Consider the following 22,971-nt stretch of genomic DNA (forward strand, 5'->3'; position numbering starts at 1 on the left):
CGTTGCCTGACCAAACCCGGCAACCGACCGGGACAAGGACGAACGACGGAATCGACAGACCTCGATACTCAGAGGTCGACGCCGGCTGCGGTGGCGAGCGTGCGTAGTTTGTCGCTGGCCCGCCTTTGCTGTCGCGCCGACGTCCGAATGGCGTTCTTGACAGCCGAACTCGCCCGGAAGTGTTCCGGCGCTGCAATTCGCGACTCGAACAGCGCTCCGATTGCGGCATCCGGGTCGCCGGCGAGCAGGTGTGCGCGTGCGGCATCCACCCAGAAATACCCTTGGCGTTCGGCTGCCATATCCGATGGAAGCCGGGTGGCTTTCGCGATCGAGACTGCCCGGCCCGGTTCGCCGAGGTCGACCTCGGCACAGAGCTGATACAGCCGAACGTTGGTCGGGCCGACGGGGCTGCCGTAGACGACTCGGTCGCCGAAGCTCGCAGCGAGCCGCTCGGCGGCATCGAGATGTCCACGGGAGGTGTCCGCGTCTCCTGTTGCGGCCGCGATGGTCCCGGCGCGCATATGCAGGATGCTGTGGACTGCGGCGGCCGTCGCGTCCTCCTCGACCAGCGGTTCTATATCGGCGATCGACCTGTCGAGGAGACGCAACGCGTGCGCCGAGGCACCCACACGAGCAAGGGTGGCTGCCTTGACGTAGTGGGTGGTGGCCAACAGCAACGGGTCGCCCGACCTGGTGGCGGCCCATTCCATACGTTCTGTCGCGGTGAGGGAAAGGTCGGCGTATCCGAGTTTGTGGGCGACCGTGTTCGCGGCACGGTACGCATCGGTCAGCATCGCATAGGCGGGCTGCCCTGATTCCTCGCCTGCGACGAGCAACGCATCGACGAGATCGGGAAGCACCTCGGTGACCTTGCGGTACCGGGCGTCGATGCGCCAGCGCCCGACTCGCTGCGACAATCGCCGGAGTTCTTCCATGGGGACAGGTTCGAGATTCGGGTCGAGAAGGTCGGTGGCTGCGAGCGTCCGACGCAGTACCGGCAGTACCTGGGAAAGCGCCTCGGGCTCGTCGTCGCCATGGAGGCGTGACGCGTCGATCTGTAGCGCATTCGCGATTGCGCCGATCCATACTGTCGAGGCAGACGAAGCTCCTGTCTCGACCTGCGCGAGCATGGAGCGAGATACATTGGCCCGGGTCGCCAACTGGTGTTGGGTGAGCCCTCTGGTTTTGCGCCACTGAGCAATTCGCTCGCCGACGGTCGCGCCCTTCGCCATGCCCAACGGTAACACGCATTCTTCGAACAATCGTCGAACATTCGGCGTATTCCCGCTGCTTAACGTGGCATTCACCCCGGCGCCGGGCGTGCCGAAGGCTGAGAGCGGCCCACCCTGGCCTATGGAGGACCGTGTGGTGGTAATCCCCCGGCGCCGGGTGTCCAACGTTGACACTTTGCTTGGGGAGAGGGAGATATGCACGAGCGACTTACGTCCGTCCGGACGCCTCCGAACAGGGGAATGGGCCGTGCCGTACAGCTGTCGAACGCCGAACCCTGTTCGGATCTCGCGCTTCTCCAGCGAGTCGCCGCGGGGATTCGTGCGCTCGACGCAGGCGTTGTTCCCGGCCTGCCGACACCAGGCGACCAGGGCCTGGTCAGCACTGAATTCGAGCGCGCTGTCGGTCGATTGCGTGCCGCCGATATCGAAGTGGCGCGGGATGCCCGGTAAGCGGGCGGTCGTGCTGCAGCGGGCAGACGACGACGGCCTCGAACTCGAACGGTTGGTCCGGTTGCACGATCTCCGTGTCGTGTTCACCGCGGTCACCGATACCGTCGTGCCGCGGCTGGCCGTGATGATCGCGGCCGGGCACGCGCTCGAGAATCGCGCCGAAGTCGTCGTCGTACCGCATCTCACTGCGGAGGACGTGTGGAAGGCACGGGAATGGCACGCACTCGTCGAGATCGCCGACGTGGTCGGCGCCGATGTGGTGCTCGAATGCAGCGCCGTTTTCCCTCGGCGGGCGCAGAATTGAACGAACTCGTCCAGGGCCCGCACGAAAGGGAACAAGATATGCGGCTGGCGATCAGAACACTGTCGCGCCTCGTGACCGATACCGGGAATCGCCATGAACTACATGAGGTAGCTGCTGAACTCGGGATCTCGCTGATCGACTGATATGGCGAAGAATCCTCGACGGAGCCTGGGAAGGCGGTCGGCCGATGGTCCGGCGAGAAACCGGGATCGGCGGGCTCAGCCGGCGCGCAAGAGGCGGAATCGGGAGCCGTGGAACACCAAGGGTTCACGTCCGGGGTGGATTGCGAGACGGTGGACGCGCAGGATGACCACCGTGTGGTCGCCTGCGGGGACATGCGCTTCGGGGGTGCCTTCGATCCAGACCGAGGCTCCGTCGATGAACACAGCTTCACCCGTGCCGTCGTGCAGGTCCAGGCCGCGGAAGCGGTCGCCGTCGCGGGAGGCCAGTGAGCGGGCGGCGTCCTGCTGGTCGGTGCCGAGGAGGCTGAGGCCGAGGTGGCCCGCGTGGACGAGGCGGGTCCAGGTGGCGGAGGTGTTCTGGATGCAGAACGACACCAGCGGCGGGTCCAGGGAGACCGGGACGAAGGTGCTCACGGCGAGACCGTGTGGTTTGCCGTCGACCCGGGCGCAGACCGCCACCACCCCGCTGGGGAAGTTGGCGAACGCACGGCGCAGGCCCGTGCCGTCGGCGGGGGTTTCGAAAAGCTCGTTCACGATTCGACCTCTTGTTTTTCGGGAGACACCGTGGACAACGCTTGCGCTACCGGGCGCCAGCGTTCGGCGTAGGCGGCGAGTACACCGTCGTCGCGGAAGGTCCGGTCGGACAGGTAGAGGCCGGGCAGGGCGGTGGTCGCGCCCAGCTCCACCAGTACGGGTTTGAGCAATAGATCAGGGGCGAGGGCGTGTGCGGGGCCCGCGCCGAGCATCAGCGGAACGGCGAGCACACCTTCGAGCCCGGTGCCGCCTTCGAACTGTTCCAGGAACAGTTTCAGCAGGCCGGTGTAGGTGGCTTTGAATGTGGGGCTGGCGAAGACAACCAGTTCGGCGGTGGCGACGGTGCGCACGGTTTCGGTGACCGCCGGGTCGCCCCAGCCGAGCAGGGCGGGCCCGAGATCGACCAGGTCGATGATCGCCGGTTCGGTATCGGGGCGCAGCGCCGCGGCGAGCGCGACACCGGCCGACAGGGTGCGGGATGCCGGTTTCGGGTTGCCGGCCACCACGGTTACGGCCACGTCGACGCCTCCTCCCCGGCCGACGCCGGGATCGCTGAGTGCTGTATGGCCAGTCCAGCATCTGGACGCGCGACCCCGCCAGGGTTGAGATCGAGGCGATCGGAACCGGACGGGCAGCGTTTACATGTTCCCGAAGGGGCACCGGCACCGCTTCACTGCCGGGCCGAGCGCAGCGCCGACAACCTGGTTCGCTTCGACGTCGATCTCCGCCTCGGCACCGCACCTCGGCGTAACAGGACCGCCGGGCCTACGCGGCACGATATCGAATCGACGGCAGCGATGTGCGGGCGCCGGAAATACAACACGGTCCACGATTCGCGGTGGAACGCTCCGTCACCCGAGCTACGTCCGGGTGACGGCGCGATCGAAGCACCGATGCGGCGCGGTGCGTTCCGGCATCGACTTACCGCGAACCGCCTACTGCGATGTCCCGAGGCATTCGCCGACGATTTTGGTGGTCGCGGCTTCGGCCTTGGTTTTGTCGTCCGGGCTCAGGCCGAGGGTCTCCGGATCGGCCATCCGGGTATCGAACTCGTCGCTGATCATGGTTTGCAGGCCCTCTTGGGAAATACCTTCCGCCAGGTAGACCTTGGCGGCACAGTCGGCGAAGGCCGGGTCTTTGAGACCTTTTTCCTGCAGGGCTTTCGACAGGTCCGCCTCGGTGAGCGCGGGCGCGGATTCGGTATCGCTACCGCAGGCCGCCAACAGCGGCAGAATGACTAGGGTCGCGGCAAAAAGGGTCTTCCGCACCGGGTTCCTCTCTCAGATGTATCACCTGGACGCCGCGGTGCTCGGGGGATCGTCCCACGGTCGTCCGCGTGACGCCCACGCATGTGTGTAGTCGCAGTCACACTCGTGCCGCAACTCGGAAGCCGATAATTCGAGAAGGCTCACATCGCGCGACATCGAACAATACGGATGCGAACCGAACTGATGTCCCCTGCCTGCTGTTAATGTGATTCCGCAGTTCGGGTCCCGATCGGAGAGCTGGATATGACTGATCTCGAGCACCATCGCGAAGGCAGCGGTGAGCCCCTCGTCCTGGTCCACGGTGTGGGCAGCCGGTGGCAGGTGTGGGAACCGATCATCGGCACCCTCGCCGAACATTTCGACGTGATCGCGGTCGATCTGCCCGGTTTCGGCGGTTCCGCACCACTACCCCGGACCACCGTCGACACGCTGACCGGCGCGCTCGCCGATTTCTTGGCCGCCCAGGGCATCGAGCGGCCGCATCTCGCGGGTAATTCGATGGGTGGCGGGATCTCGCTGAACCTCGGCGCCCGCGGCCTGGCACGCTCGGTGACAGCCTTCTCACCGATCTTCTTCTGGGACACACCGGGCCGGGTCTGGTGTCAGCAATCGCTGGGTCAGTCCAAGAAACTCGGCCGTATCCTCGGCCCGGCAATGCCGAAGGTGCTCGGCACACCGGCCGGCCGCACCGTGTTCTTGAGCCTGGTCTTCGGTAAGCCGTGGGCGGTCGATACGCAGACCGCCCTGGACACCGCCGAAGGCGCGGTGAAATCGCTGGGTTTCTCACCGGCGCTGGACTCGTTCACCGAGGCCGAACTCGCGGACCCGGCGGCGCTCGCGGACCTTCCGGTGACCATCGCCTGGGGTAACCGCGACATATTGCTCACCTACAAGACCCAGAGCCGGCGCGCCCGCGAGGTCCTCCCGCACGCCCGCCACATCACGCTGGAAGGCAGCGGGCATACGCCGTTCTACGACGATCCCGCCGCCTGCGCCCGCGTAATACTCGCCCAACTGCCCTCGTAACGGAACCCCGGAGACGCACCGGAGCGCAGTGTCCGCCGGCCACGGCAACGCGCACCGATACCGACGGCTGGGCGCGGAGGGCACCGGCGATAGCCGATATGTGGTCCGCTGCCCGTTCGGCCGCCCACTGACGATGCGGTTCGAACGGGCCGACCGCTTCCGGCAGTCGACGAGGCCGCTGACCGCCGGAGCGCCGGCCGAGGCCGGTTCGCTTCACCCGTGCGGCGCCGGAAACCTCAGCGACCCTGCCATACCGGGTCGCGCTTCTCGGCGAATGCGAGCGCGCCCTCGGCCGCGTCCTTGGAAGTGATCGCAGGAAGAGCGAGTTCCCCCTGCTTCGCGAAACCCTCGGCGGCACTCCAATCCGGGGACTCGTCGATGATCCGCTTACTGGCCGCCACCGCCAGCGGAGCCGCGGCCGCGATCTCACCCGCCAGCTCCAGCGCGACCTCCAGCGCCTCGCCGGGTTCGGTTACCCGGTTGACCAGCCCCAGCTGATGCAACCGTTCGGCGCTGATCCGGCCACCGGTCAACGCCAGTTCCGCCGCGATACTGCGCGGCAGGCGCTGAGTCAGGCGCATCACGCCGCCGGCCGCCGCCACGAGTCCGCGTTTCACCTCGGGGATACCGAATTTCGCGTCCCGGGCGGCGACGATGAGGTCACCGGAGAGTGCCAGTTCGAAACCACCGGCCAGGGCGAAACCCTCGACCGCCGAGATCATCGGTTTGGCCGGCGGTTTCGCGGTGATACCGAGCGGTCCGCGATGTTCGGTCACCGGGAATTCCCCGCGGGTCATCCCGATCAGATCCATTCCGGCGCTGAAGGTTCCGTCGGCCCCGGTGAACACGAGTACCCGCGCGGTATCGTCGGCCTCGAATTCGTCGATCGCGGCCTCGATCGCCTTCGCCGTCGCCAGGTCGATGGCGTTGCGCGCCGCGGGCCGGTTGACGGTGAGCACGGTGATCGCATCACACCGGTCCAGGAGCACGGTGTCGGTCATCAGACTGTCCTCTCGCTGCGCAGAATGAAACGGTCGGCGGCGGTGATCTCGATGGCAGCGCCCAACCGGTCGCCGATGGTGCAGGCGGCGACGGTTTCGCTGTCCGTCGCCCGGACAAGTATGCGTGCCCCGGCCGGGTTCAGCGCACTGACCACCACGGCTTCGGCTTCGTCGCCAGCTTCGCCCTTGCGGTGCGGGATCGTGTACGCCTCGATAACCGCCGGGCCCGTATAGCCGGGATCCGTCTCGCGCCGCGCCACCGGGACTTCGGCCTCCACCGGACGGAACGGTTCGGCCGGCGGTTTCGCCGAGTACACGCCCACCCCGTGTTTGGTGATGTACCAGCCGAGCGCGGTGGTGAGCCCGTAGTCGCCGGGATTGTCGCGCAGTATCCCGGCCATGGTGGCGATGCCGTGGGTGCTGTAGTTGTTGCCCGGACCGCCACCGAAGGTGAGACCGCCGGTGACCGTGAGCGATCGCGCGGGATCGTCGATCGGCAGGCCCAGCGCGGCGGCACCCACCTGCACGGCCACCGGGAAGCAGGAATACAGGTCGATATGGGCGATATCGTCGATACCGACCCCCGCGCCCGACAGCGCGGCCCGGCCGGCCGCCGCGATCGCCGGGGAGGCCGCCATATCGGTGCGTTCCGAGACGTACCAGGTATCGGTGGCGGTGGCGCCGCCGTGCGGGAAGACCCACCGTTCGCGGGGCACCCCGGCCGCGTCCGCGGCCGCGGCGCTGCACAGGATGAGGCCCGCGCCCTGGTCGACGGTCAGGTTCGCCATCAGCAGTTTCGGATACGGGGTCGACACCATCCGGTTGTCGGGTCCGGTGGTGACGAGTTCGGTGACGGTCCGCTGCGTCGGCATCCAGGCGTACGGGTTGCGGGCCGCGACCTCGGAGAACCGCGACCACAGCCCGCCTATCCGCGCGCGATGGGTCGGGAGATCGAGACCGAGACGGTTGCGCATCGCCGATTCCATCAGCGCGTATATGTAGATCGGGCCCCACAGCCCGGCCGCGGTTTCCATCGCCGAACTGGGGGCGTCGGTGGCGCCGATGATCTCGTCGGGGACGGCGTTCTCGTGCTGTTCGGGCCAGCCGGGGTCCACACCGGTTTTTTTGGCCTTGTTGAGCGAAGCCACCGATTCGGCGCCGCAGATCAGCGCGATATCGCATTTACCCTCGGTGATCTGCCGTCCCAGTAGGTTGAGCAGCCGCTGGGGGGCGTCGCCGCCGGCGGGCGCGGATTGCAGGGTCCGTTTCGGGGAGGCGCCGATCTGCGCAGCGACCGTCGCGGCAAGGTTCGGGTAGGAGCCGCTGACCGTGGCGACGGCGGCCACCACATCGGCGGATCGCAGCAGCGCATCGCCGGTTCCGCTGTCCGTACCGGCCCGGCGCAGCGATTCCGCCGCCAATTCGACTGCCCCGGGCAGACCTGGTTCACCGGACCGATGCACGATCTGTCCGACTCCGACGAGCACCGGTGTGCGCGGGTCCATTCCGGCTGGCAGCATACGTCCTCCGCTTCCTCACTGAAGTAAACCGCTGAAATGCGCGGTTAACTTCTCGATTAGACCATGGAGTGATCTACGGCGCTCTCGAGCAACGATTCCACGGACTCACCGCTGGTGACAATTCAGCAACAACCCCGCCGACCTGTGTGACACCAGCAGGGAACCGCCGCGCAAAGCCTCTGATCAGCCCATATCCACTGCTAACATGACCGCGATCTGCCAGCCAGTCGAAATGAGCCGTGTAACAGATCCCGAGGTGCCCACGTTTATCCGCGGCGATTCTCGACGCAACCCGGAGGTCCGACGGACTTGAAAAGAACCGGATCCATACTTATGTCTCTGCTGGCGGGCGCATCGGCCGCAATGCTCGCGGCGACCGCACCGGCCACGGCGAATCCCAACGCCATCAATCCCATACCGGTGCTGAACGGCACCAATGGGCTTCCGCAATTACACGGGGCCACCCGGGCCGTTTTCCAGGTCACCGGTATGGCCAGCCCGAACGGCACCCACACCTACAACATGCTCGGCACCGATCTGGGCATCATGTGGGACAACGGGCACGGTGAAATGCTCACCGCGTTCGGTGATACCGCCGGCGTCGGATTCCCCAATCTCCTGTCCGGCAGTATGTGGGCGTGGCGCAGCAATGTGCTGGTCCGCAGCCATACCCACGACCCCCGGCACGGCATCTACTTCGACAGCGTGGTCCGCGACGTCTTCGGTCAGGCCCGTGATCTGATCCCCAGCCCGAAGATTCCGTTCCTGGAGATCAGCCGTATTCCGACCGCCGGCATCTCGGTGAACGGCGTGCAGTACATGAGCATGATGTCGGTGAAGACGTGGGATACCCCCGGCGAATGGACAACCAATTATTCCGGGCTGGCCGCGTCCGCCGACAACGGCGAAACCTGGGCCGATCTGACATTCGCCCGCCGGCCCAACGAAGGCGCCAACCGCAATTTCCAGATGAATGCCTTCGCGAAAGACGGTGGCTACGTTTATGTTTACGGTACCGCGTCGGGCCGCGACAATGCCGCCTACATATCCCGGGTCCGCGAGGCGGATATCCAGAATCTGGGCGCCTACGAATACTGGGACGGCGGTAGTTGGAAGCACGGCGACGTGAACGCCGCGAAGCCGATCATGCACGGGGTCGGCGAATTGTCGGTCATGTGGAACGACCATCTGGGTCAATATGTTTCGCTGACCACCGACCCGTTCAATTCGGTGGTGATGCGTACTGCCCCCGCCCCCCAGGGCCCGTGGAGCCCGCCCCGGGTGCTGATCGACGCGCGAGAGCTGCCGACCGCGTACGCGCCCTCGATCTTCCCGTATCAGACCGGTAGTGACCTGTACTTCCTCACCACCGTCCACAACCAGTACAACGTGGTCCTGATGCGCACTCGCCTCTGATCGCGGTTGACCTAAACGATAGTTGAGGTACGAGGCTGGTTCCCGACACTCCGACGAGCCACCAGGAGCCTGGCGTGACCACGACCTCGACATCCACCGATACCGCCGGCGCAGTGCACCGGTGGCTGCGCGACAACGCGCGGCCCGTACACGGAACCGACGCCGCCGATACCGGTCCGGATCTGCGGACGCTGACCGACCACCTGGCCGCGGCCACCGTGGTCGGCCTCGGCGAATCCACCCGCTTCTCGCACCAGACCTACGGGATCCGGGAACGGATTCTTCGCACCTTGGTCGGCGAGCACGGCTTCCGTGCCCTCGCCATCCAGGACAGCGCACGTTCCGGCGCCAGGCTCGACGCCTACGTACGCACGGGCAGCGGTGATCCGCACACCGCGCTCGCCGGCGCCTGGCGCCCCCTGCGCACGGCCGAAACCGTCGCGACGCTCGAATGGCTGCGCGCCTACAACATCGACCATCCCGGCGATCAGGTCGGCATTTTCGGCATCCGGCCGGCGTCCGCCGAATCCGCCGACTACGACGAGGTGCTCGCCTACGCCCACCGGTGGGCTCCGGACCGGGCCGGCGAACTCGCCGCACATCTGACCCCGATCCGCAGTGCACACCGGATCGACGAGCATGTCCAGCATCACCAGGGCATCCACCCCGGCCGGCCGTTCGCCGAAGGCGCCCGCGCCGCACTCACGCTGCTGCATTCGTTGCCGCAGCCGGCCGGCCCCGAGGCCGCCGCGGCCTATTCGAGGACACTCGACCGCGCCCGGCTGATCGTGGCCTTCCACGAGAACAGCGTGGCGGGTCGCGGGAGCTTCGGTGGCGACGACCCAGAACCGGCCCGGGCGATCATCGACCACCACCTCGCCACCGGTGCACGAATCGTGTATTGGGACGGGATCGCCCACACCGCCGGTGCCGAGATCGGCCTCGGCGCGGCCGAGACCCGGTTCCACGGTGAAGGCAGCGGGCTGCGCGCATATTTCGGTACCGGCTACCTCTCGGTGGCGATCGGTTTCCAGCACGGCGATCTGGGCTCGGCAATTGCGCCCGGCCCGCACCCGGACCTCATCGACGCCGATCTGGGGACCGTCGACCTGCCCGCCTACTACGTCGACCTGCGCGACGACGCACCGCCGGCGGTCCGGGCATGGCTGTCGGCACCGGCACGGATGCGGGTGATCAGTGGCGTGTACGACCCTGCCGAAGACGAGGCCGCGCGGTTCGAGGTGAGTTCGCCGGCAGCGGCTTTCGACATCCTCGTCCACGTCCGTGAAACCTCGCCGGTGCATTGGCTGCCCGACCCCGCCGACAAGTGATATCCGACCCCGAAGCGATACGAACCGGGCACCGCGTCCATACACTGGCCGTATGGACGCGGCCGAGTGGGATGCGCGGTATGTGCAGAGCGAACTGGTGTGGGGCGCACCGCCGAACAACACGGTGGTGGAGTTCGTGCACGGGCTGGACCGGCGCATACCGCGCGCGCCCGGCCCGGACGGCACGGTTCCCGAATTCCCGCGCGCACTGGATCTGGCCAGCGGGGAGGGCCGTAACGCGCTGTGGCTGGCCACCCACGGCTGGCAGGTGCACGCGGTGGATTTCTCCCAGGTCGGGATCGATAAGGGTCGTACGGTGGCGACACGGCTGACCCGGTCGATCCGGGAGCGGATCACCTGGCAGTGCGCCGATCTCACCGAACCGGGTGTGGATATCGGCGGGCCGTACGAACTGGTCCTGATGGTGTTCCTGCACCTGCCGGCCGGGCAGCGTCGCGAGATGGTCCGGCGGGCGGCGCAACTGCTCACCCGCGGCGGCATGCTGCTCGTACTCGGGCACGACAGCGCGAATCCGGAACGAGGGCACGGCGGTCCGCAGGATCCGGAGATCCTGTTCACGCCCGAGGATGTGGTCGCCGATCTGGGCGAGGACAGCGGCCTGCAGATCGATACCGCCCAGCAGGTCCTGCGGCCGACCGAAGCAGGAGATGCGATCGATGCCCTCGTGGTCGCCACCAAACCGGTTGAATAGCCCCGGACCACGCAGGCGATACGGTCAGGCGCCTGTGTCAGCGCGGCCCGTTCGACTCGAGATGGGTAGTCTCACCGACTCCAGCGCCGGAACCAGGGCGCGAGTGTTTCGGCGATGGTGTCGAATCCCTTCTTGAGAGAATGCGGCTGTCCGGCGATAACCCTGACCTCTGCCGCGTCCGCCAGGTCCGGGATGCCGAACGGATCGCTACCACCGTTGATCACCACGACCTCGGCCGGTGCGGCGGCCAGTAATTCGTCGCGCCGGGATTTCTCCGGTTTCCCGGGCGGATGCAGCGGGAAGGACACCGCCACGATGCCGCGGGCGCCGAGTTCGCCGGCGGTCCGGCAGGCTACCCGCGCCCCGTTGCTGCGGCCGCCCTGTATCAGCGGCAGATCGGGGCCGAGGTCCGACCGCAGGGCGGCGACGAGTTCGGCCCAGGCCCTGTCCTGCGGCTCCGGCTTACCGGGCGCACGGCGGCCGGCCACCCGATAGGGCTGCAGGACTCGGGCCACCACACCGCCCGCGGCCAGTGCCGTATCGCGCACCGTCAGGATGTCCCGGCCGTCCACACCGCCACCGGCGCCGTGGGTGAATACCAGCAGGAAGGCGGGGTCGTCCGGGTGGTCGATCTCGGCCTCGGCGGGCCCGGCGCTCGTCTCGATCCGCACACCTCACCCTATCTACTCCGGGACCGGGCGCACTGCCGCGCGCCGGTGCGTCGCGGCACCCGGGCTGCACCGTAAATACCTGATCAGAACGTGTCTATCCGAAAATCGGGGAGGGTGGAGCTCGGATTCCGCGATATCGCCGGCGGCACTGTCATAGGGCGTCATATACCCCTGGGACCGCCCTTGGCCGGTTGTTTTTGCAGGTCACGGAGCCGCGGCCTGTTTTCCGCGTCACATTGCCGCGAGAAGCTTTGCCGACTGCCTTACCCGTCGGTAATATAGGTTGTAAGTTACCCGCGAGTAGCCTGCCGCGTTCCGGTAGCTACCCGGTGGCAACAACGGGCGGGAACGGCTAACCACACCGACCGCACCCGACTCAACGGAGAGTGAGTATCACAATGGGTCATTACAAGAGCAACGTCCGCGACCTGGAGTTCAACCTCTTCGAGGTCCTCGGTCTGGACAAGATCCTGGAGTCCGGCGCCTACGGCGATCTGGACGCCGACACCGTCAAGGAGATGCTCAACGAGGTGCGTCGCCTGGCCGAAGGCCCGCTGGGCGAATCCTTCGCCGACGCCGACCGCAACCCGCCGGTCTTCGACCCGGAAACCCATACGGTGAGCCTCCCCGAGTCGTTCAAGAAGAGCTACCGGACCCTGCAGGAAGGCGGCTGGGACAGCTTCTCCGTCGACCCCGAACTGGGCGGTATCGATGTTCCGCGCGCCGCCTACTGGGCCATCGCCGAACTGATCCTCGGCGCGCAGCCCGCGGCCTTCATGTACGCCGCCGGCCCCGGTTTCGCGAACATCTTCTACAACAACGCCACCGAAGAGCAGCAGAAGTGGGCCAAGATCGCCGTCGAACAGGGCTGGGGCGCCACCATGGTGCTCACCGAGCCCGACGCCGGCTCCGATGTGGGCGCGGGCCGAACCAAGGCGGTTCAGCAGGAGGACGGCTCCTGGCATATCGAGGGCGTGAAACGCTTCATCACCTCGGCCGACTCCGACGACCTCTTCCCGAACATCATGCATCTGGTGCTCGCCCGCCCCGAAGGCGCCGGCCCGGGCACCAAGGGCCTGTCGCTGTTCTTCGTGCCGAAGTTCCACTTCGACCACGAGACCGGTGAACTGGGCGACCGCAACGGCGTATTCGTCACCAATGTCGAGCACAAGATGGGCCTGAAGGTTTCGGCCACCTGTGAGGTCACCTTCGGCGGCCACGGCATCCCGGCCAAGGGCTGGCTCGTGGGCGAGGTGCACAAGGGTATCGCGCAGATGTTCGAGGTCATCGAACATGCGCGGATGATGGTGGGCACCAAGGCCATCGCGACCCTGTCCACCGGTTACCTGAACGCGCTCGACTACGCCAAGCAGCGCGTACAGGGTGCCGATCTGACCAAGATGTCGGATAAGGCGGCGCCGCGGGTCACCGTCACCCACCACCCGGATGTGCGGCGCAGCCTGGCCACCCAGAAGGCGTACGCCGAGGGCCTGCGCGCGGTGTATCTGTACACCGCGGCCCACCAGGACGCCGATGTCGCCGCGGCCGTTTCCGGTGCCGACGCCGATCTCGCGGCCCGGGTCAACGATCTGCTGCTGCCGATCGTGAAGGGTGTGGGTTCCGAGCGGGCCTACCAGTACCTCACCGAATCGCTGCAGACCCTGGGTGGTTCCGGCTTCCTGCAGGACTACCCGATCGAGCAGTACATCCGCGACGCCAAGATCGACTCGCTGTACGAGGGCACCACCGCCATCCAGGCGCAGGACTTCTTCTTCCGCAAGATCGCCCGTGACCGCGGTGTCGCGCTGGGGCATGTGGCCGGACAAGTCCAGAAGTTCATCGACTCCGAGGCGGGCAACGGTCGGCTCAAGGCCGAGAGCAAGCTGCTGGCGACCGCGCTCGAGGATGTGCAGGCCATGGCCGCCACCCTCACCGGGCACCTGATGGGCGCCCAGGAGCAGACCGACGAGCTGTACAAGGTCGGCCTGGGTTCCGTGCGGTTCCTGCTCTCGGTCGGCGATCTGCTGATCGGCTGGCAGCTGCTGCGGCAGGCCGAGGTCGCCGGTGCCGCGCTGGATGCCGGCGCGGAAGATGCGGACAAGGCCTTCTACCAGGGCAAGGTCGGCGTGGCGCAGTTCTTCGCCCGCAATATCCTGCCGGAGCTGACCGCTACTCGCACCATCCTGTCGAATCTGGACAACGACATCATGGAGCTGGACGAAGCGGCGTTCTGATCCGCTGCGAAATCGCTCTGCCGGCGGCCCGGATATCCGGGCCGCCGGTTTTTTGTGGACTGCCCGGATGCCCGCGGCCGGCGGAGAGCGCACAGCCGACGAATCCATGAGCCGGTGACGGCATACAGCGGTCGAAAGAATCGTTTCGAATTCCTCCCCACTTCAACATATATCGCACCGGGGGCCTTGCGGCAAGACCCGGGTGGTGCCGCAGAATATCCGGCCGAAGCCACGGTACCTGCGGAAACAGGTTTGCTCGTGGTGGCCGGGGACCACGGATTTCGAGGGATGGGCGATATATGTTCGATGTGATCATTACCGGCGGCGGGCCCACGGGCATGATGCTGGCCTGCGAATTGCGGTTGCACGGTGTGCGCGTGGTCGTGCTGGAAAAGAACGCCCAGCCGTCCGAATTCATCCGCGGGACCGGACTGCACGTACGCAGTATCGAAATTCTGGACCAGCGCGGGATCTTGGAGCGTTTCCTCGCCCACGGGCAGAAGTACCCGCTTCGCAGTCATTTCGCCGGTATCGACAAAGCCGTGCCCGCCGGGCTCGATACCGCCCACCCTTACATCCTCGGTATCCCCCAGCCGGTCACCGACCGGCTGCTGACCGAACGCGCGCAGGAACTGGGCGCGGAGATCCGGCGCGGCTACGAGCTGACCGGGCTGGAGCAGGATGAACACGGGGTCACCGCCGAGCTCGCCGACGGCACGCGGCTGCGGGCTCACTACCTCGTCGGCTGCGATGGAGGGCGCAGCACGGTACGCGATCTGATCGAGGTGGAATTTCCCGGGGAACCGTCCACAACGGATGCGCTGCTGGGCGAAATGGCGGTGACCGCCGCCCCGGACACCATCACCACCGTGATGTCCGAAGTGCGCAGAACAGAACACCGATTCGGTCTCATGCCGCTCGGCGACGGTCTCTACCGAGTGCTGGTGCCCGCGGCCGAGGTGGCGGCCGACCGGTCGGTGCCGCCGTCCCTCGCGGATTTCGCCCGGCAGCTGCGCGCCGTTGCGGGTACCGATTTCGGGGTGCATTCGCCGCGGCGGCTGTCCCGGTTCGGTGATGCCACCCGGCTGGCCGAACGCTATCGGGTCGGGCGAGTACTGCTGGCCGGCGACGCGGGACATATCCATCCGCCACTCGGCGGGCAGGGTCTCAATCTCGGGGTCCAGGACGCGTTCAATCTCGGCTGGAAACTCGCGGCCGCGTTGACGGACTGGGCGCCGGACGATCTGCTCGACAGTTACGAGACCGAACGCCGCCCGGTGGCCGCGGGCGTGCTGGCGAATACCCGGGCGCAATCGGAACTGCTCTCCAATGAGCCAGGGCCACGGGCAGTGCGCGGGCTGGTTTCGGAACTGATGGACTTCCCCGAAGTGACCCGCCATCTGCTGGCCAAGATCACCGCGCTCGATATCCGCTACGACTTCGGCGGCGACGAGCCACTGGGACGGCGGTTGCGGGATATCGCATTGACCGGGGGCCGGCTGTACGCACTGATGCACCGCGGTCGCGGTTTGCTGCTCGACCGGACCGGGCGGCTCTCCGTCGCCGGGTGGGCGGACCGTATCGACCGTATCGCCGACCCTGGCGCCGAGCTGGATACGCCCGCCGTCCTGCTGCGACCCGACGGGCATGTCGCCTGGGCCGGAGAGGATCAGCAGGAGTTGCTCGACCGGATTCCGCGGTGGTTCGGTAGCGCGGACCGGCACGCCGATACCGCGGCCGTGGCAAGATGGCCCGCAGACCGCGCAGTTCCGCAGGAGGACAACCGAGAATGACTCGTCACCCGCTGTCCGTACTCGTGCGTGCCGGGATAGTGGGTGCCACCGCGGCGCTCGTCCTGGCCGGTCCGGCCGTTGCGGACCCCAATAATGTGAATCCGATCCCGGGGGTCAACGGCCAGCCACGCGGCCTGCCGTCGCTACCGGGCGAAACCCAGGCCGTCTTCCAGGTCACCGGGATGGACAGCCCCAACCACACCGAACGGGTGAACGTGCTCGGCACCGATCTCGGGGTGATGTGGGACGACGGAGCCGGAACCATGATCACGGCGTTCGGTGATTCCGCGGGCCTGGGTATCCCCAACCTGCTGGCCGGCAGCGCATGGGCGTGGAGCAGCAATGTGCTCTTCCACAGCCGTACCAAGGACCCGTCGCAGGGCATAGTTTTCGACGGCGCAGTCCCGAATCCGCTGCCCAGTCCGAAGATCCCGGGTATCGAGATCAGCCTGATCCCGACGGCCGGGGTCGCGGTGGGCGGTGTGCAGTACATGAGCATGATGTCGGTGAAGGAATGGGGTGACCACGGCAAGTGGACCACCAACTTCGCCACCCTCGCCTCCTCCGGTGACGGCGGCCGGACCTGGGCCCAGCTGCCCACCACCCGCCGGGCGAACGGCGGCGGCCACGAACGTTTTCAGCAGAACGCGTTCGTGAAGGCCGATGGGTACGTGTACCGGTACGGCACGGCGGCCGGGCGGGGCAACCCCGGCCACATCTCCCGGGTGCGCGAAGCGGATATCGCGAATATGGACGCCTACGAGTACTGGGACGGCCGCGGCTGGAAGGTGAACGATCCGGCGGCGGCGACGCCGATCGTCGAGGGTGTCGCCGAACTGTCTGTGCAATGGAACGACCATCTGCGCAAATACGTGATGCTGACGACCGATCCGCACAACTCGGTGGTGCTGCGCACCGCGGACAGCCCGGAAGGTCCGTGGAGTACACCGCGGGTGCTGGTGGAGGCGGCTTCGCTGCCCACCGCCTACGCGCCCATGATCTTCCCCTACCAGACGGGCAGCGACCTGTACTTCCTGCTCACGGTGCACCGGCAGTACAACGTCCTGTTGATGCGTACACCGCTGTAGGCCGTCAGGGCCCCACCACCCGAGCCGGAGAACGGGACTGCGCAGTCACCGTACCGGCCCTGTCTCCGTCTGCCGCGCCGCGCCCGAACCCCGCAGACCCGAATCGGAATACTCCTGCGCAGCCCCGTCTCGGTGCGAGCCCGGCCGGCCCAGCGGTGTCCTGAGCAGAGAGTCCACTCACGGACACCGGCGATCCGCAGGCGTAGAAAACCGGACAGGTGAGCGGTGAACCGGTACCGGGCCCACCCGTGCTCAGGTAGCACGCGGCCACAGGCCGGAGCCGACCGAGCACCGGCCGGGCAGAACCCCACCTGCTACCGGCCCGGACTTCAGCGGTTACCCGCCCGGTTGGTGGGCCGGCTGCCCTCATTTCCGCTGCTCGGCTCGGCCGTCGGCGCGGCGGTTTCCTCGGGCTGTTCCTCTTCGGACTTCTCGTCGTCCGGGGAAACGCATTTCACCTCGGGAACCGGGTCGTACTTGACCGTCCGCGTATGGCGCGAAATCTCCTGCCCCGTGTTGATATCGGTGATCACCCGGGTATCGGCGATCGTGAAACCGGGTGCTCCGGTGGAGGCGATACAGTCGTCGCCCGCGGGCAGGGTGATGGTTTCCGGTTCGGTCGGCTTGGATTTGTCGCCGGTGATGGATTCGACGTTCACCGTCTTGGTGCCCCAGATACGCACCGTCACATCGGAGCTGTCCGCGAACGCCTGGATGTACACGCCATGCGGGGTGTTGTTGCGGAACTGCAGGTCGATGGCGCCGTCGAAGACGGTCGCCTCGCGGGCGGCCGGGTAGCGGGAGATGTAGTAGCTGTGCTCGGTGTGGCCCGCGTCCTCGAGCCCGGCGAAATAGGCGGCGTTGTAGAGAGTTGTGGCGAACTGGCTGATCCCGCCACCGACGGCCGTGCTGGGACGGCCGTGGTCGATGATGCCGGATTCCACATACCCCTCGGCCGCACCGCGGGTGCCGGTATGCCCGTTCAGCGAGAACGTGTCACCGGGTTTCACGACCGCGCCGTTCACCTCTTGCGCGACGGTGCGGATATTCACACCCGACGGACCGGAGAAATCACCGGTGGTGAACTCACCCACCACTTCGGTGATCCCCAGCGACTCCGCCGCCTGTGTGGTGAGCTTCGGTTCGATCCGCTCGTAGATCGCCGCGGTGGTGCGCTGCGGCCCGGCGGCGGCCAGCATCGCCGGCAACTGCTCCAGCGATTTGGGCCAGTTGATCTTGTCGCCGACGACGGCGGGTACCACGGTCGGCGCACCGGAAAAGGTGAAGGTCGCATCCTTCGGTTCGACCTCGGTCGGCGCCAGCTGCGGGGCGAGCAGATCCGTCGCCACCTTGTGGTCGAATTCGACGCGCAGCCCGCCGTGGCCGTCCGGAACGAATTTCACGATGGCGGCGATCTGCTCCGGGTTCAGAGTTGCGGTTCCGCTGTCCTTGCCCGAATACACCACCGGCGCGCTCACTGCGGGCTCGGCGATCTCGTGCAGCGCCTTCTCGATGGCGTCGCGCCGGACCGCGGGTGGCGCGGGGGTAACGGGCAGATCCAGGGTGTTCGCCGTGGCCCACTGGTCGGTGAGCACGGTCCGCGCCCCGGCCGTGTCCAGAATCCGGCCCGGCACCGGGTTCACCGCGACCGGCCGGATGCCCTCGAAGGCGATACCGCCCTCGACCGGCGGCTGATCATGGACCCGCAATTCGTCGAGCGTGCGCCCGAACGTGGCCTCGTCGACCGTGCTGGCCACCGTGACCTCGCGGGTGGCGACGAACGACAGCAACCGGGCGGCCGGATTGAGCGGCTGGCCACCCACCCGCTCCCAGGTGGCGTCCCAGTCCACGCCGAGGCCGGCGGCGCTGGGTACCAGCTCGGTCTGCACATCGGCGATCTTCACCGGGACCACCTCGCCGGAGCGAGCGTCGAGTGTGGTCTGCAGCTTCGCGCGCGCCTCGTCCTTGTCCATCCCGCCGATCGCGACCCCCGCGACCTCCACACCACGCGGCATGCTGCCGGAAGTCATCACCAGGTCGGCGATATAGCCCACCAGGGCGATACCGAACACCACGGCGGCGGCCAGTAGGACGCGGCGCGCGGTCGCGGAATCGCGGAACCGGTCGCGGATGCCGGACGGCGAACGCTTGTTCCGGTCGTCTCCGCCGTCGCCGCCGGAACCGCCCGAGCGGCCCTGCGGTGGACGGGGTGGCGCCGGGGGGACCGAACCGCTCTGTGCGAGGGCGTCGGTCGCGGCGGTGTCATCGGAGTAGGCCGGCCAGGCGGCCTCCTCGCCCGCCAGGCGTTGCGTGAGGGCGGAGGATTCGAAGACTTCCGTGGGAGCGTCGGAATCGGGGCCGGCGGCGGCATAGGCGCCCGGCGGCGGATTGGGGCCGGTGCGTGGCAACTGCTGGGTTGCGAAATCCGATCCGGCCGGATCGACGCCGCCCCCGGTCTGCCGCGGTCCGGTATACCCCGCCGCGAGCGGCGCGGCAGCCGGACGGGAAACGGTCGGAGCGGGGCCGGAGGTTTGGCTGGGCGAGCCCTCGGATACTGAATCTGGAGAGGCGGCGGGGTCGTCCGCGCCGGGCGCACCCGTCGGCGGGTTCAACCACGAACTGCCGCCGCGCCAGCCGGGCGCGACGGTTTCTGCCGGATTCGGTTGTGCGGGCGGCTGTGCCTGCTGGTCACGACCGGTATGCGACGGCTGAGATGGGCCGCCGCCGGTCGGCTGTGGTCGGCCGGGGTCGTGTCTGTCGCCGCGGTCGGTATTCGATTCGCCGCTCACGAACCGTCCTCCCCAATCGATATGTCCGGGGACTCGCGAGTGCGAGCCTTCGCCAACGATAGTTGTCCGAACTGTAATCTTCAGTGCCTGATCGATCACAGCTGCGCCATCGGGCGGTCCGGGCAGCGTCTCAATTGAGACACCGCACCGTAGCCGGGCGATACCGCGCACCGGCCTGCACGGCCACTGCGCGATACCGGTCCGGACAGCAAAGTGGCCCCGTGCAGTCGCCGGGTCGGGGGTCAGGCGAATACACGGAGCCAACCGGTATATCGACCCCGCCGACAGGGCGTTACACCCGCGCACACAGAAGTTCGCGACGGCGGCGGGCACAATCGACTACGACCTGCGATCCGGACCTCCAACCCAGGGAAAAGAGGACGCGAGATGCAGTTGGGCATGATCGGGCTCGGCCGGATGGGCGCAAATATCGTGCGACGGATCGTCGCGGCCGGCCATACCGCGGTGGGCTGCGAACGCCATCCGGAAGTGATCACCGGCCTCACCACCGAACTGGGCGACGGTTTCCGCGGTAGTACCGATCTGCGGGAATTCCTCGCGATGCTGGACACCCCGCGCGTGGTCTGGGTGATGATCCCCGCCGGGGCGACCGGCGCGGTGATCGATCAACTGGCCGACCTGCTCGAACCCGGCGATATCGTGATCGACGGCGGCAACAGCCGTTACCACGACGATATCGCCCGCGCCGCGAAGCTGAATCCGCTCGGCCTCCACTATCTCGATATCGGCACCTCCGGCGGGGTCTTCGGCCGCGAACGCGGTTTCTGCCTGATGGTCGGCGGCGAACCGGAACCGTTCCGGCTGGTGGAACCCCTGCTGCAGGCGATCGCGCCCGGTATCGCGGCCGCGCCCCGCACCCCCGGCCGCGCAGGTGAGCCGAGCCCGGCCGAACAGGGGTATCTGCACTGCGGCCCGGCCGGGGCCGGGCATTTCGTGAAGATGGTCCACAACGGGATCGAGTACGGCGTGATGGCCGCCTACGCCGAGGGCCTCAACATCCTGCACAAAGCCGACTACGGCAACCGCGCGGCGGGCGAATACTCCGCCGAGGAAACGCCGCTGGAGAACCCCGAATACTACCGCTACGACCTCGATATCGCGCAGGTCACCGAGGTGTGGCGGCGCGGTTCGGTGGTCGCGTCGTGGCTGTTGGATCTGACTGCGGCCCAGCTGCACGCCGATCCGAACCTGGACTCCTTCGGCGGTCGCGTCTCGGATTCCGGCGAGGGCCGCTGGACCCTGGACGCCGCGGTCGATATCGGCGTACCCGCCCCTGTCCTCTCCGCCGCCCTGTTCCAGCGCTTCGCCTCCCGCGGCGAATCCGGCTACGCCGACAAAACCCTCTCGGCTATGCGCGAGGCCTTCGGCGGGCACCACGAACTACCGGGCACCGAATAGGCATCCGATCCGCGCGGCCCGCGGCCGCACACACGCAGTAGGCAGGCACGGCAGACGCGACAGCGAGCGGTTCGAAATCCGCGGGCAGTCCTGTCTCGACCGGTCCACCGTGCCGGCGAGCTCCCTGCTCCCGCCGGCACGACGCCCCCCGGTTCTCAACCCACCCGTTTCGCGAGGGCCCCACCCGGACCACCGTCACCCCGGACAGCCGCCGAGGCTCAGCGGTCCCCCTCGCATGGCCCACCCCCGAACCCATCGGGTGGGGCCCGCCCGGTTCTGGAGCGACGGAGCGGGGGAGCGAAGCGGAGGAGCGCAGGAGTGAAGAACCGGGCCCAACAGGGCCCCACCCTCGAGACGCGGAGCGTCTCCAAAATTACAGCCCGCCCCTCCACGGAAGGTCCACCGCGAGAGCAGGGGCATATAGACGACCACGCCCTTCACTTCGCGCCGATCAGCACACTCACCGCGGCGGCATAGTCGATCTGCCCGCTCCGAAGCTCACTCGCCCCGGCCTGGAATCGCCGCACCCGACCCGCGCGCAGCCGGATGCGGCGATATCCGCTCAGCGCTCCAGAATGGCGACCACGCCCTGCCCGCCCGCAGCGCAGATGGAGATCAGCGCCCGACCGGAGCCCTTCTCGGCCAGCATCTTGGCCGTCTGGGCGACGATCCGCCCACCGGTGGCCGCGAACGGATGCCCGGCTGCCAGGGAGGACCCGTTGACGTTCAGCTTGGTCCGGTCGATCGGGCCGAGGGCACCGTCGAGACCCAGCCGCTCCTTGCAGTACTGATCCGATTCCCACGCCTGCAGGGTGGCCAGCACCACCGACGCGAAGGCTTCGTGGATCTCGTAGTAGTCGAAATCCTGCAAGGTGAGGCCGTTGCGGGCCAGCATGCGGGGCACCGCGTAGGTCGGGGCCATCAGCAGGCCGTCGGGGCCGTGGATGTAATCGACGGCCGCGACTTCGCTGTCCACCAGATGTGCCAGTACCGGCAGGCGGCGTTCGGCGGCCCATTCGTCGCTGGACAGCAGTACCGCCGAGGCGCCGTCGGTGAGTGGTGTGGAGTTACCGGCCGTCATGGTGGCGTCGCCGAGTTTCACGCCGAAGACCGGTTTCAGGGTGGCCAGTTTCTCGACCGAGGAGTTGGGGCGCAGATTGTCGTCGCGGGTGAGCCCGAGGAAAGGCGTCACCAGATCGTCGAAGAATCCGCGCTCGTAGGCGGCGGCCATGTTCTTGTGCGACAGGTAGGCCAGTTCGTCCTGCGCCTCGCGGGCGATACCGAATTCCTTGGCGGTGACCGCCGCGTGTTCGCCCATGGACATCCCGGTGCGCGGTTCGGCATTACGCGGGATCTCGATACCGACCATGCCGGGCCGCAGCTGACCCACCAGCTTGAGCCGGTCGGCGTTGGTGCGGGCGCGGTTGATGTTCAGCATCCATTCGCGCATCCGCTCGCTCACGCCGATCGGCGCATCGGAGGTGGTATCGGTTCCGCCGCCGATACCGGCCTCGATCCGGCCGGCCGCGATGGCGTCGCCGACGGTGACCACGGCCTGCAGGCCGGTGCCGCAGGCCAGCTGCAGATCGTGGGCGGGGGTGTAGGGGCTCAGCGTGCTGCCGAGCACGCTCTCCCGGATCATGCCGTGTTCGCCGACCCGTTTGAGGACGGCACCGCCGGCGACCATGCCCAGGCGTTCGCCCTGCAGGCCGAAACGGCTCACCAGACCGTCCAGGGTCGCGGTGAACATGTCCTGGTTGGAGGCGTGCGCGTAGGCCTTGTCGGAGCGGGCGAACGGGATGCGGTTGCCGCCGACGATGGCGACCGGACGGGTCGAACGGGGTGTGGTGGTCACTCGGGTCTCCCAGGTTGTCGAGTTGGCGAGATGGTCGGGTGTTTCCGGCTCCGGATCCGCGGTACCCGGCCGCGGCGGCCGACGCCCGCCCGCGATCGGTTTACGATAAACTTACTCCGGAGTAAGTTCAATGTCGACACCGCCTC

18 protein-coding genes are annotated in these 22,971 nt (G+C 67.5%); 9 read left to right on the forward strand and 9 right to left on the reverse strand.

Annotated elements, in window-relative coordinates; genetic code table 11:
- Positions 1–68: 68 nt before the first annotated feature.
- Positions 69–1,232, reverse strand: a complete 1,164-nt coding sequence (locus ON22_RS36870) for a helix-turn-helix domain-containing protein (protein WP_033246480.1) — start codon at positions 1,230–1,232, stop codon at positions 69–71.
- A gap of 439 nt (positions 1,233–1,671) precedes the next feature.
- Here ON22_RS36870 and ON22_RS36875 point away from each other — a divergent pair, with 439 nt between their 5' ends.
- Positions 1,672–1,986 carry a hypothetical protein gene (locus ON22_RS36875; protein WP_033246482.1) on the forward strand — a complete coding sequence of 105 codons (315 nt, stop codon included), beginning with the start codon at positions 1,672–1,674 and terminating at the stop codon, positions 1,984–1,986.
- 218 nt (positions 1,987–2,204) lie between these two features.
- On the opposite strand, the gene ON22_RS25525 is transcribed toward ON22_RS36875, so the two are convergent.
- The 3 genes from ON22_RS25525 to ON22_RS25535 all read right to left on the reverse strand — a co-directional run bounded on the left by ON22_RS25525 (position 2,205) and on the right by ON22_RS25535 (position 3,970).
- Positions 2,205–2,702 carry a flavin reductase family protein gene (locus tag ON22_RS25525; RefSeq protein WP_033246483.1) on the reverse strand — a complete coding sequence of 166 codons (498 nt, stop codon included), beginning with the start codon at positions 2,700–2,702 and terminating at the stop codon, positions 2,205–2,207.
- Positions 2,699–3,220, reverse strand: coding sequence for an NADPH-dependent FMN reductase (locus ON22_RS25530; RefSeq protein WP_033246484.1), 522 nt, complete (start codon positions 3,218–3,220; stop codon positions 2,699–2,701). Before ON22_RS25530 ends, ON22_RS25525 begins: the two co-directional genes overlap by 4 nt.
- A gap of 417 nt (positions 3,221–3,637) precedes the next feature.
- Positions 3,638–3,970 (reverse strand): hypothetical protein, encoded by a 333-nt coding sequence (locus tag ON22_RS25535; protein ID WP_033246485.1) that lies wholly within the window; start codon positions 3,968–3,970, stop codon positions 3,638–3,640.
- Positions 3,971–4,213: 243 nt separating this feature from the next.
- On the opposite strand from ON22_RS25535, the gene ON22_RS25540 reads away from it, so the two are divergent.
- On the forward strand, positions 4,214–4,996 hold the full coding sequence (locus ON22_RS25540) for an alpha/beta fold hydrolase (protein ID WP_033246486.1): 783 nt from the start codon (positions 4,214–4,216) through the stop codon (positions 4,994–4,996).
- 236 nt (positions 4,997–5,232) lie between these two features.
- Here ON22_RS25540 and ON22_RS25545 read toward each other — a convergent pair whose 3' ends face one another.
- Positions 5,233–5,997, reverse strand: coding sequence for a crotonase/enoyl-CoA hydratase family protein (locus ON22_RS25545; RefSeq protein WP_033246487.1), 765 nt, complete (start codon positions 5,995–5,997; stop codon positions 5,233–5,235).
- The gene (locus ON22_RS25550; protein WP_033246488.1) at positions 5,997–7,517 is read right to left on the reverse strand and encodes a TLP1 C-terminal extension domain-containing protein; all 1,521 of its coding nucleotides are present in this window, start codon (positions 7,515–7,517) and stop codon (positions 5,997–5,999) included. Before ON22_RS25550 ends, ON22_RS25545 begins: the two co-directional genes overlap by 1 nt.
- Positions 7,518–7,850: 333 nt before the next feature.
- On the opposite strand from ON22_RS25550, the gene ON22_RS25555 reads away from it, so the two are divergent.
- From ON22_RS25555 to ON22_RS25565, 3 genes are all read left to right on the forward strand, one after another.
- The gene (locus ON22_RS25555) at positions 7,851–8,933 is read left to right on the forward strand and encodes a glycoside hydrolase family 183 protein (protein ID WP_086007806.1); all 1,083 of its coding nucleotides are present in this window, start codon (positions 7,851–7,853) and stop codon (positions 8,931–8,933) included.
- Between the two features lie 74 nt (positions 8,934–9,007).
- On the forward strand, positions 9,008–10,264 hold the full coding sequence (locus ON22_RS25560) for an erythromycin esterase family protein (protein ID WP_051158072.1): 1,257 nt from the start codon (positions 9,008–9,010) through the stop codon (positions 10,262–10,264).
- A 52-nt stretch (positions 10,265–10,316) separates the two neighbouring features.
- Positions 10,317–10,976, forward strand: coding sequence for a class I SAM-dependent methyltransferase (locus ON22_RS25565; protein WP_033246490.1), 660 nt, complete (start codon positions 10,317–10,319; stop codon positions 10,974–10,976).
- A gap of 71 nt (positions 10,977–11,047) precedes the next feature.
- Here the strand turns inward: ON22_RS25565 and ON22_RS25570 are convergent, their stop codons facing one another.
- Positions 11,048–11,647, reverse strand: coding sequence for an alpha/beta hydrolase family protein (locus tag ON22_RS25570; protein ID WP_033246491.1), 600 nt, complete (start codon positions 11,645–11,647; stop codon positions 11,048–11,050).
- A 398-nt stretch (positions 11,648–12,045) separates the two neighbouring features.
- Here ON22_RS25570 and ON22_RS25575 point away from each other — a divergent pair, with 398 nt between their 5' ends.
- The 3 genes from ON22_RS25575 to ON22_RS25585 all read left to right on the forward strand — a co-directional run bounded on the left by ON22_RS25575 (position 12,046) and on the right by ON22_RS25585 (position 16,762).
- Entirely contained in the window at positions 12,046–13,881 is a 1,836-nt protein-coding gene (locus tag ON22_RS25575) for an acyl-CoA dehydrogenase (protein ID WP_043740613.1), read from the forward strand.
- Positions 13,882–14,180: 299 nt separating this feature from the next.
- Entirely contained in the window at positions 14,181–15,674 is a 1,494-nt protein-coding gene (gene rox, locus ON22_RS25580) for a rifampin monooxygenase (protein ID WP_081595833.1), read from the forward strand.
- Positions 15,671–16,762 carry a glycoside hydrolase family 183 protein gene (locus ON22_RS25585; RefSeq protein WP_086007807.1) on the forward strand — a complete coding sequence of 364 codons (1,092 nt, stop codon included), beginning with the start codon at positions 15,671–15,673 and terminating at the stop codon, positions 16,760–16,762. The genes rox and ON22_RS25585 overlap by 4 nt, the downstream gene beginning before the upstream one ends.
- A gap of 329 nt (positions 16,763–17,091) precedes the next feature.
- Here ON22_RS25585 and ON22_RS25590 read toward each other — a convergent pair whose 3' ends face one another.
- Positions 17,092–19,650, reverse strand: a complete 2,559-nt coding sequence (locus ON22_RS25590; RefSeq protein WP_231508732.1) for a VanW family protein — start codon at positions 19,648–19,650, stop codon at positions 17,092–17,094.
- 288 nt (positions 19,651–19,938) lie between these two features.
- On the opposite strand from ON22_RS25590, the gene gnd reads away from it, so the two are divergent.
- Positions 19,939–20,970 (forward strand): phosphogluconate dehydrogenase (NAD(+)-dependent, decarboxylating), encoded by a 1,032-nt coding sequence (gnd, locus tag ON22_RS25595; RefSeq protein ID WP_033246494.1) that lies wholly within the window; start codon positions 19,939–19,941, stop codon positions 20,968–20,970.
- Positions 20,971–21,532: 562 nt separating this feature from the next.
- Here gnd and ON22_RS25600 read toward each other — a convergent pair.
- Entirely contained in the window at positions 21,533–22,825 is a 1,293-nt protein-coding gene (locus tag ON22_RS25600) for an acetyl-CoA C-acetyltransferase (protein WP_033246495.1), read from the reverse strand.
- Positions 22,826–22,971 lie beyond the last annotated feature (146 nt).

Source organism: Nocardia carnea NBRC 14403 (assembly GCF_000308515.1).
Classification (GTDB): Bacteria; Actinomycetota; Actinomycetes; order Mycobacteriales; family Mycobacteriaceae; genus Nocardia; species Nocardia carnea.

What these genes read in the sequence shown, in the direction of transcription:
- ON22_RS36870 (WP_033246480.1), bottom strand. Translation starts at nt 1,232, where the DNA reads ATGGCGAAGGGCGCGACCGTCGGCGAGCGAATTGCTCAGTGGCGCAAA.
- ON22_RS36875 (WP_033246482.1), top strand. Translation starts at nt 1,672, where the DNA reads ATGCCCGGTAAGCGGGCGGTCGTGCTGCAGCGGGCAGACGACGACGGC.
- ON22_RS25540 (WP_033246486.1), top strand. Translation starts at nt 4,214, where the DNA reads ATGACTGATCTCGAGCACCATCGCGAAGGCAGCGGTGAGCCCCTCGTC.
- ON22_RS25545 (WP_033246487.1), bottom strand. Translation starts at nt 5,997, where the DNA reads ATGACCGACACCGTGCTCCTGGACCGGTGTGATGCGATCACCGTGCTC.
- ON22_RS25550 (WP_033246488.1), bottom strand. Translation starts at nt 7,517, where the DNA reads ATGCTGCCAGCCGGAATGGACCCGCGCACACCGGTGCTCGTCGGAGTC.
- ON22_RS25555 (WP_086007806.1), top strand. Translation starts at nt 7,851, where the DNA reads ATGTCTCTGCTGGCGGGCGCATCGGCCGCAATGCTCGCGGCGACCGCA.
- ON22_RS25565 (WP_033246490.1), top strand. Translation starts at nt 10,317, where the DNA reads ATGGACGCGGCCGAGTGGGATGCGCGGTATGTGCAGAGCGAACTGGTG.
- ON22_RS25575 (WP_043740613.1), top strand. Translation starts at nt 12,046, where the DNA reads ATGGGTCATTACAAGAGCAACGTCCGCGACCTGGAGTTCAACCTCTTC.
- rox (WP_081595833.1), top strand. Translation starts at nt 14,181, where the DNA reads ATGTTCGATGTGATCATTACCGGCGGCGGGCCCACGGGCATGATGCTG.
- ON22_RS25585 (WP_086007807.1), top strand. Translation starts at nt 15,671, where the DNA reads ATGACTCGTCACCCGCTGTCCGTACTCGTGCGTGCCGGGATAGTGGGT.
- gnd (WP_033246494.1), top strand. Translation starts at nt 19,939, where the DNA reads ATGCAGTTGGGCATGATCGGGCTCGGCCGGATGGGCGCAAATATCGTG.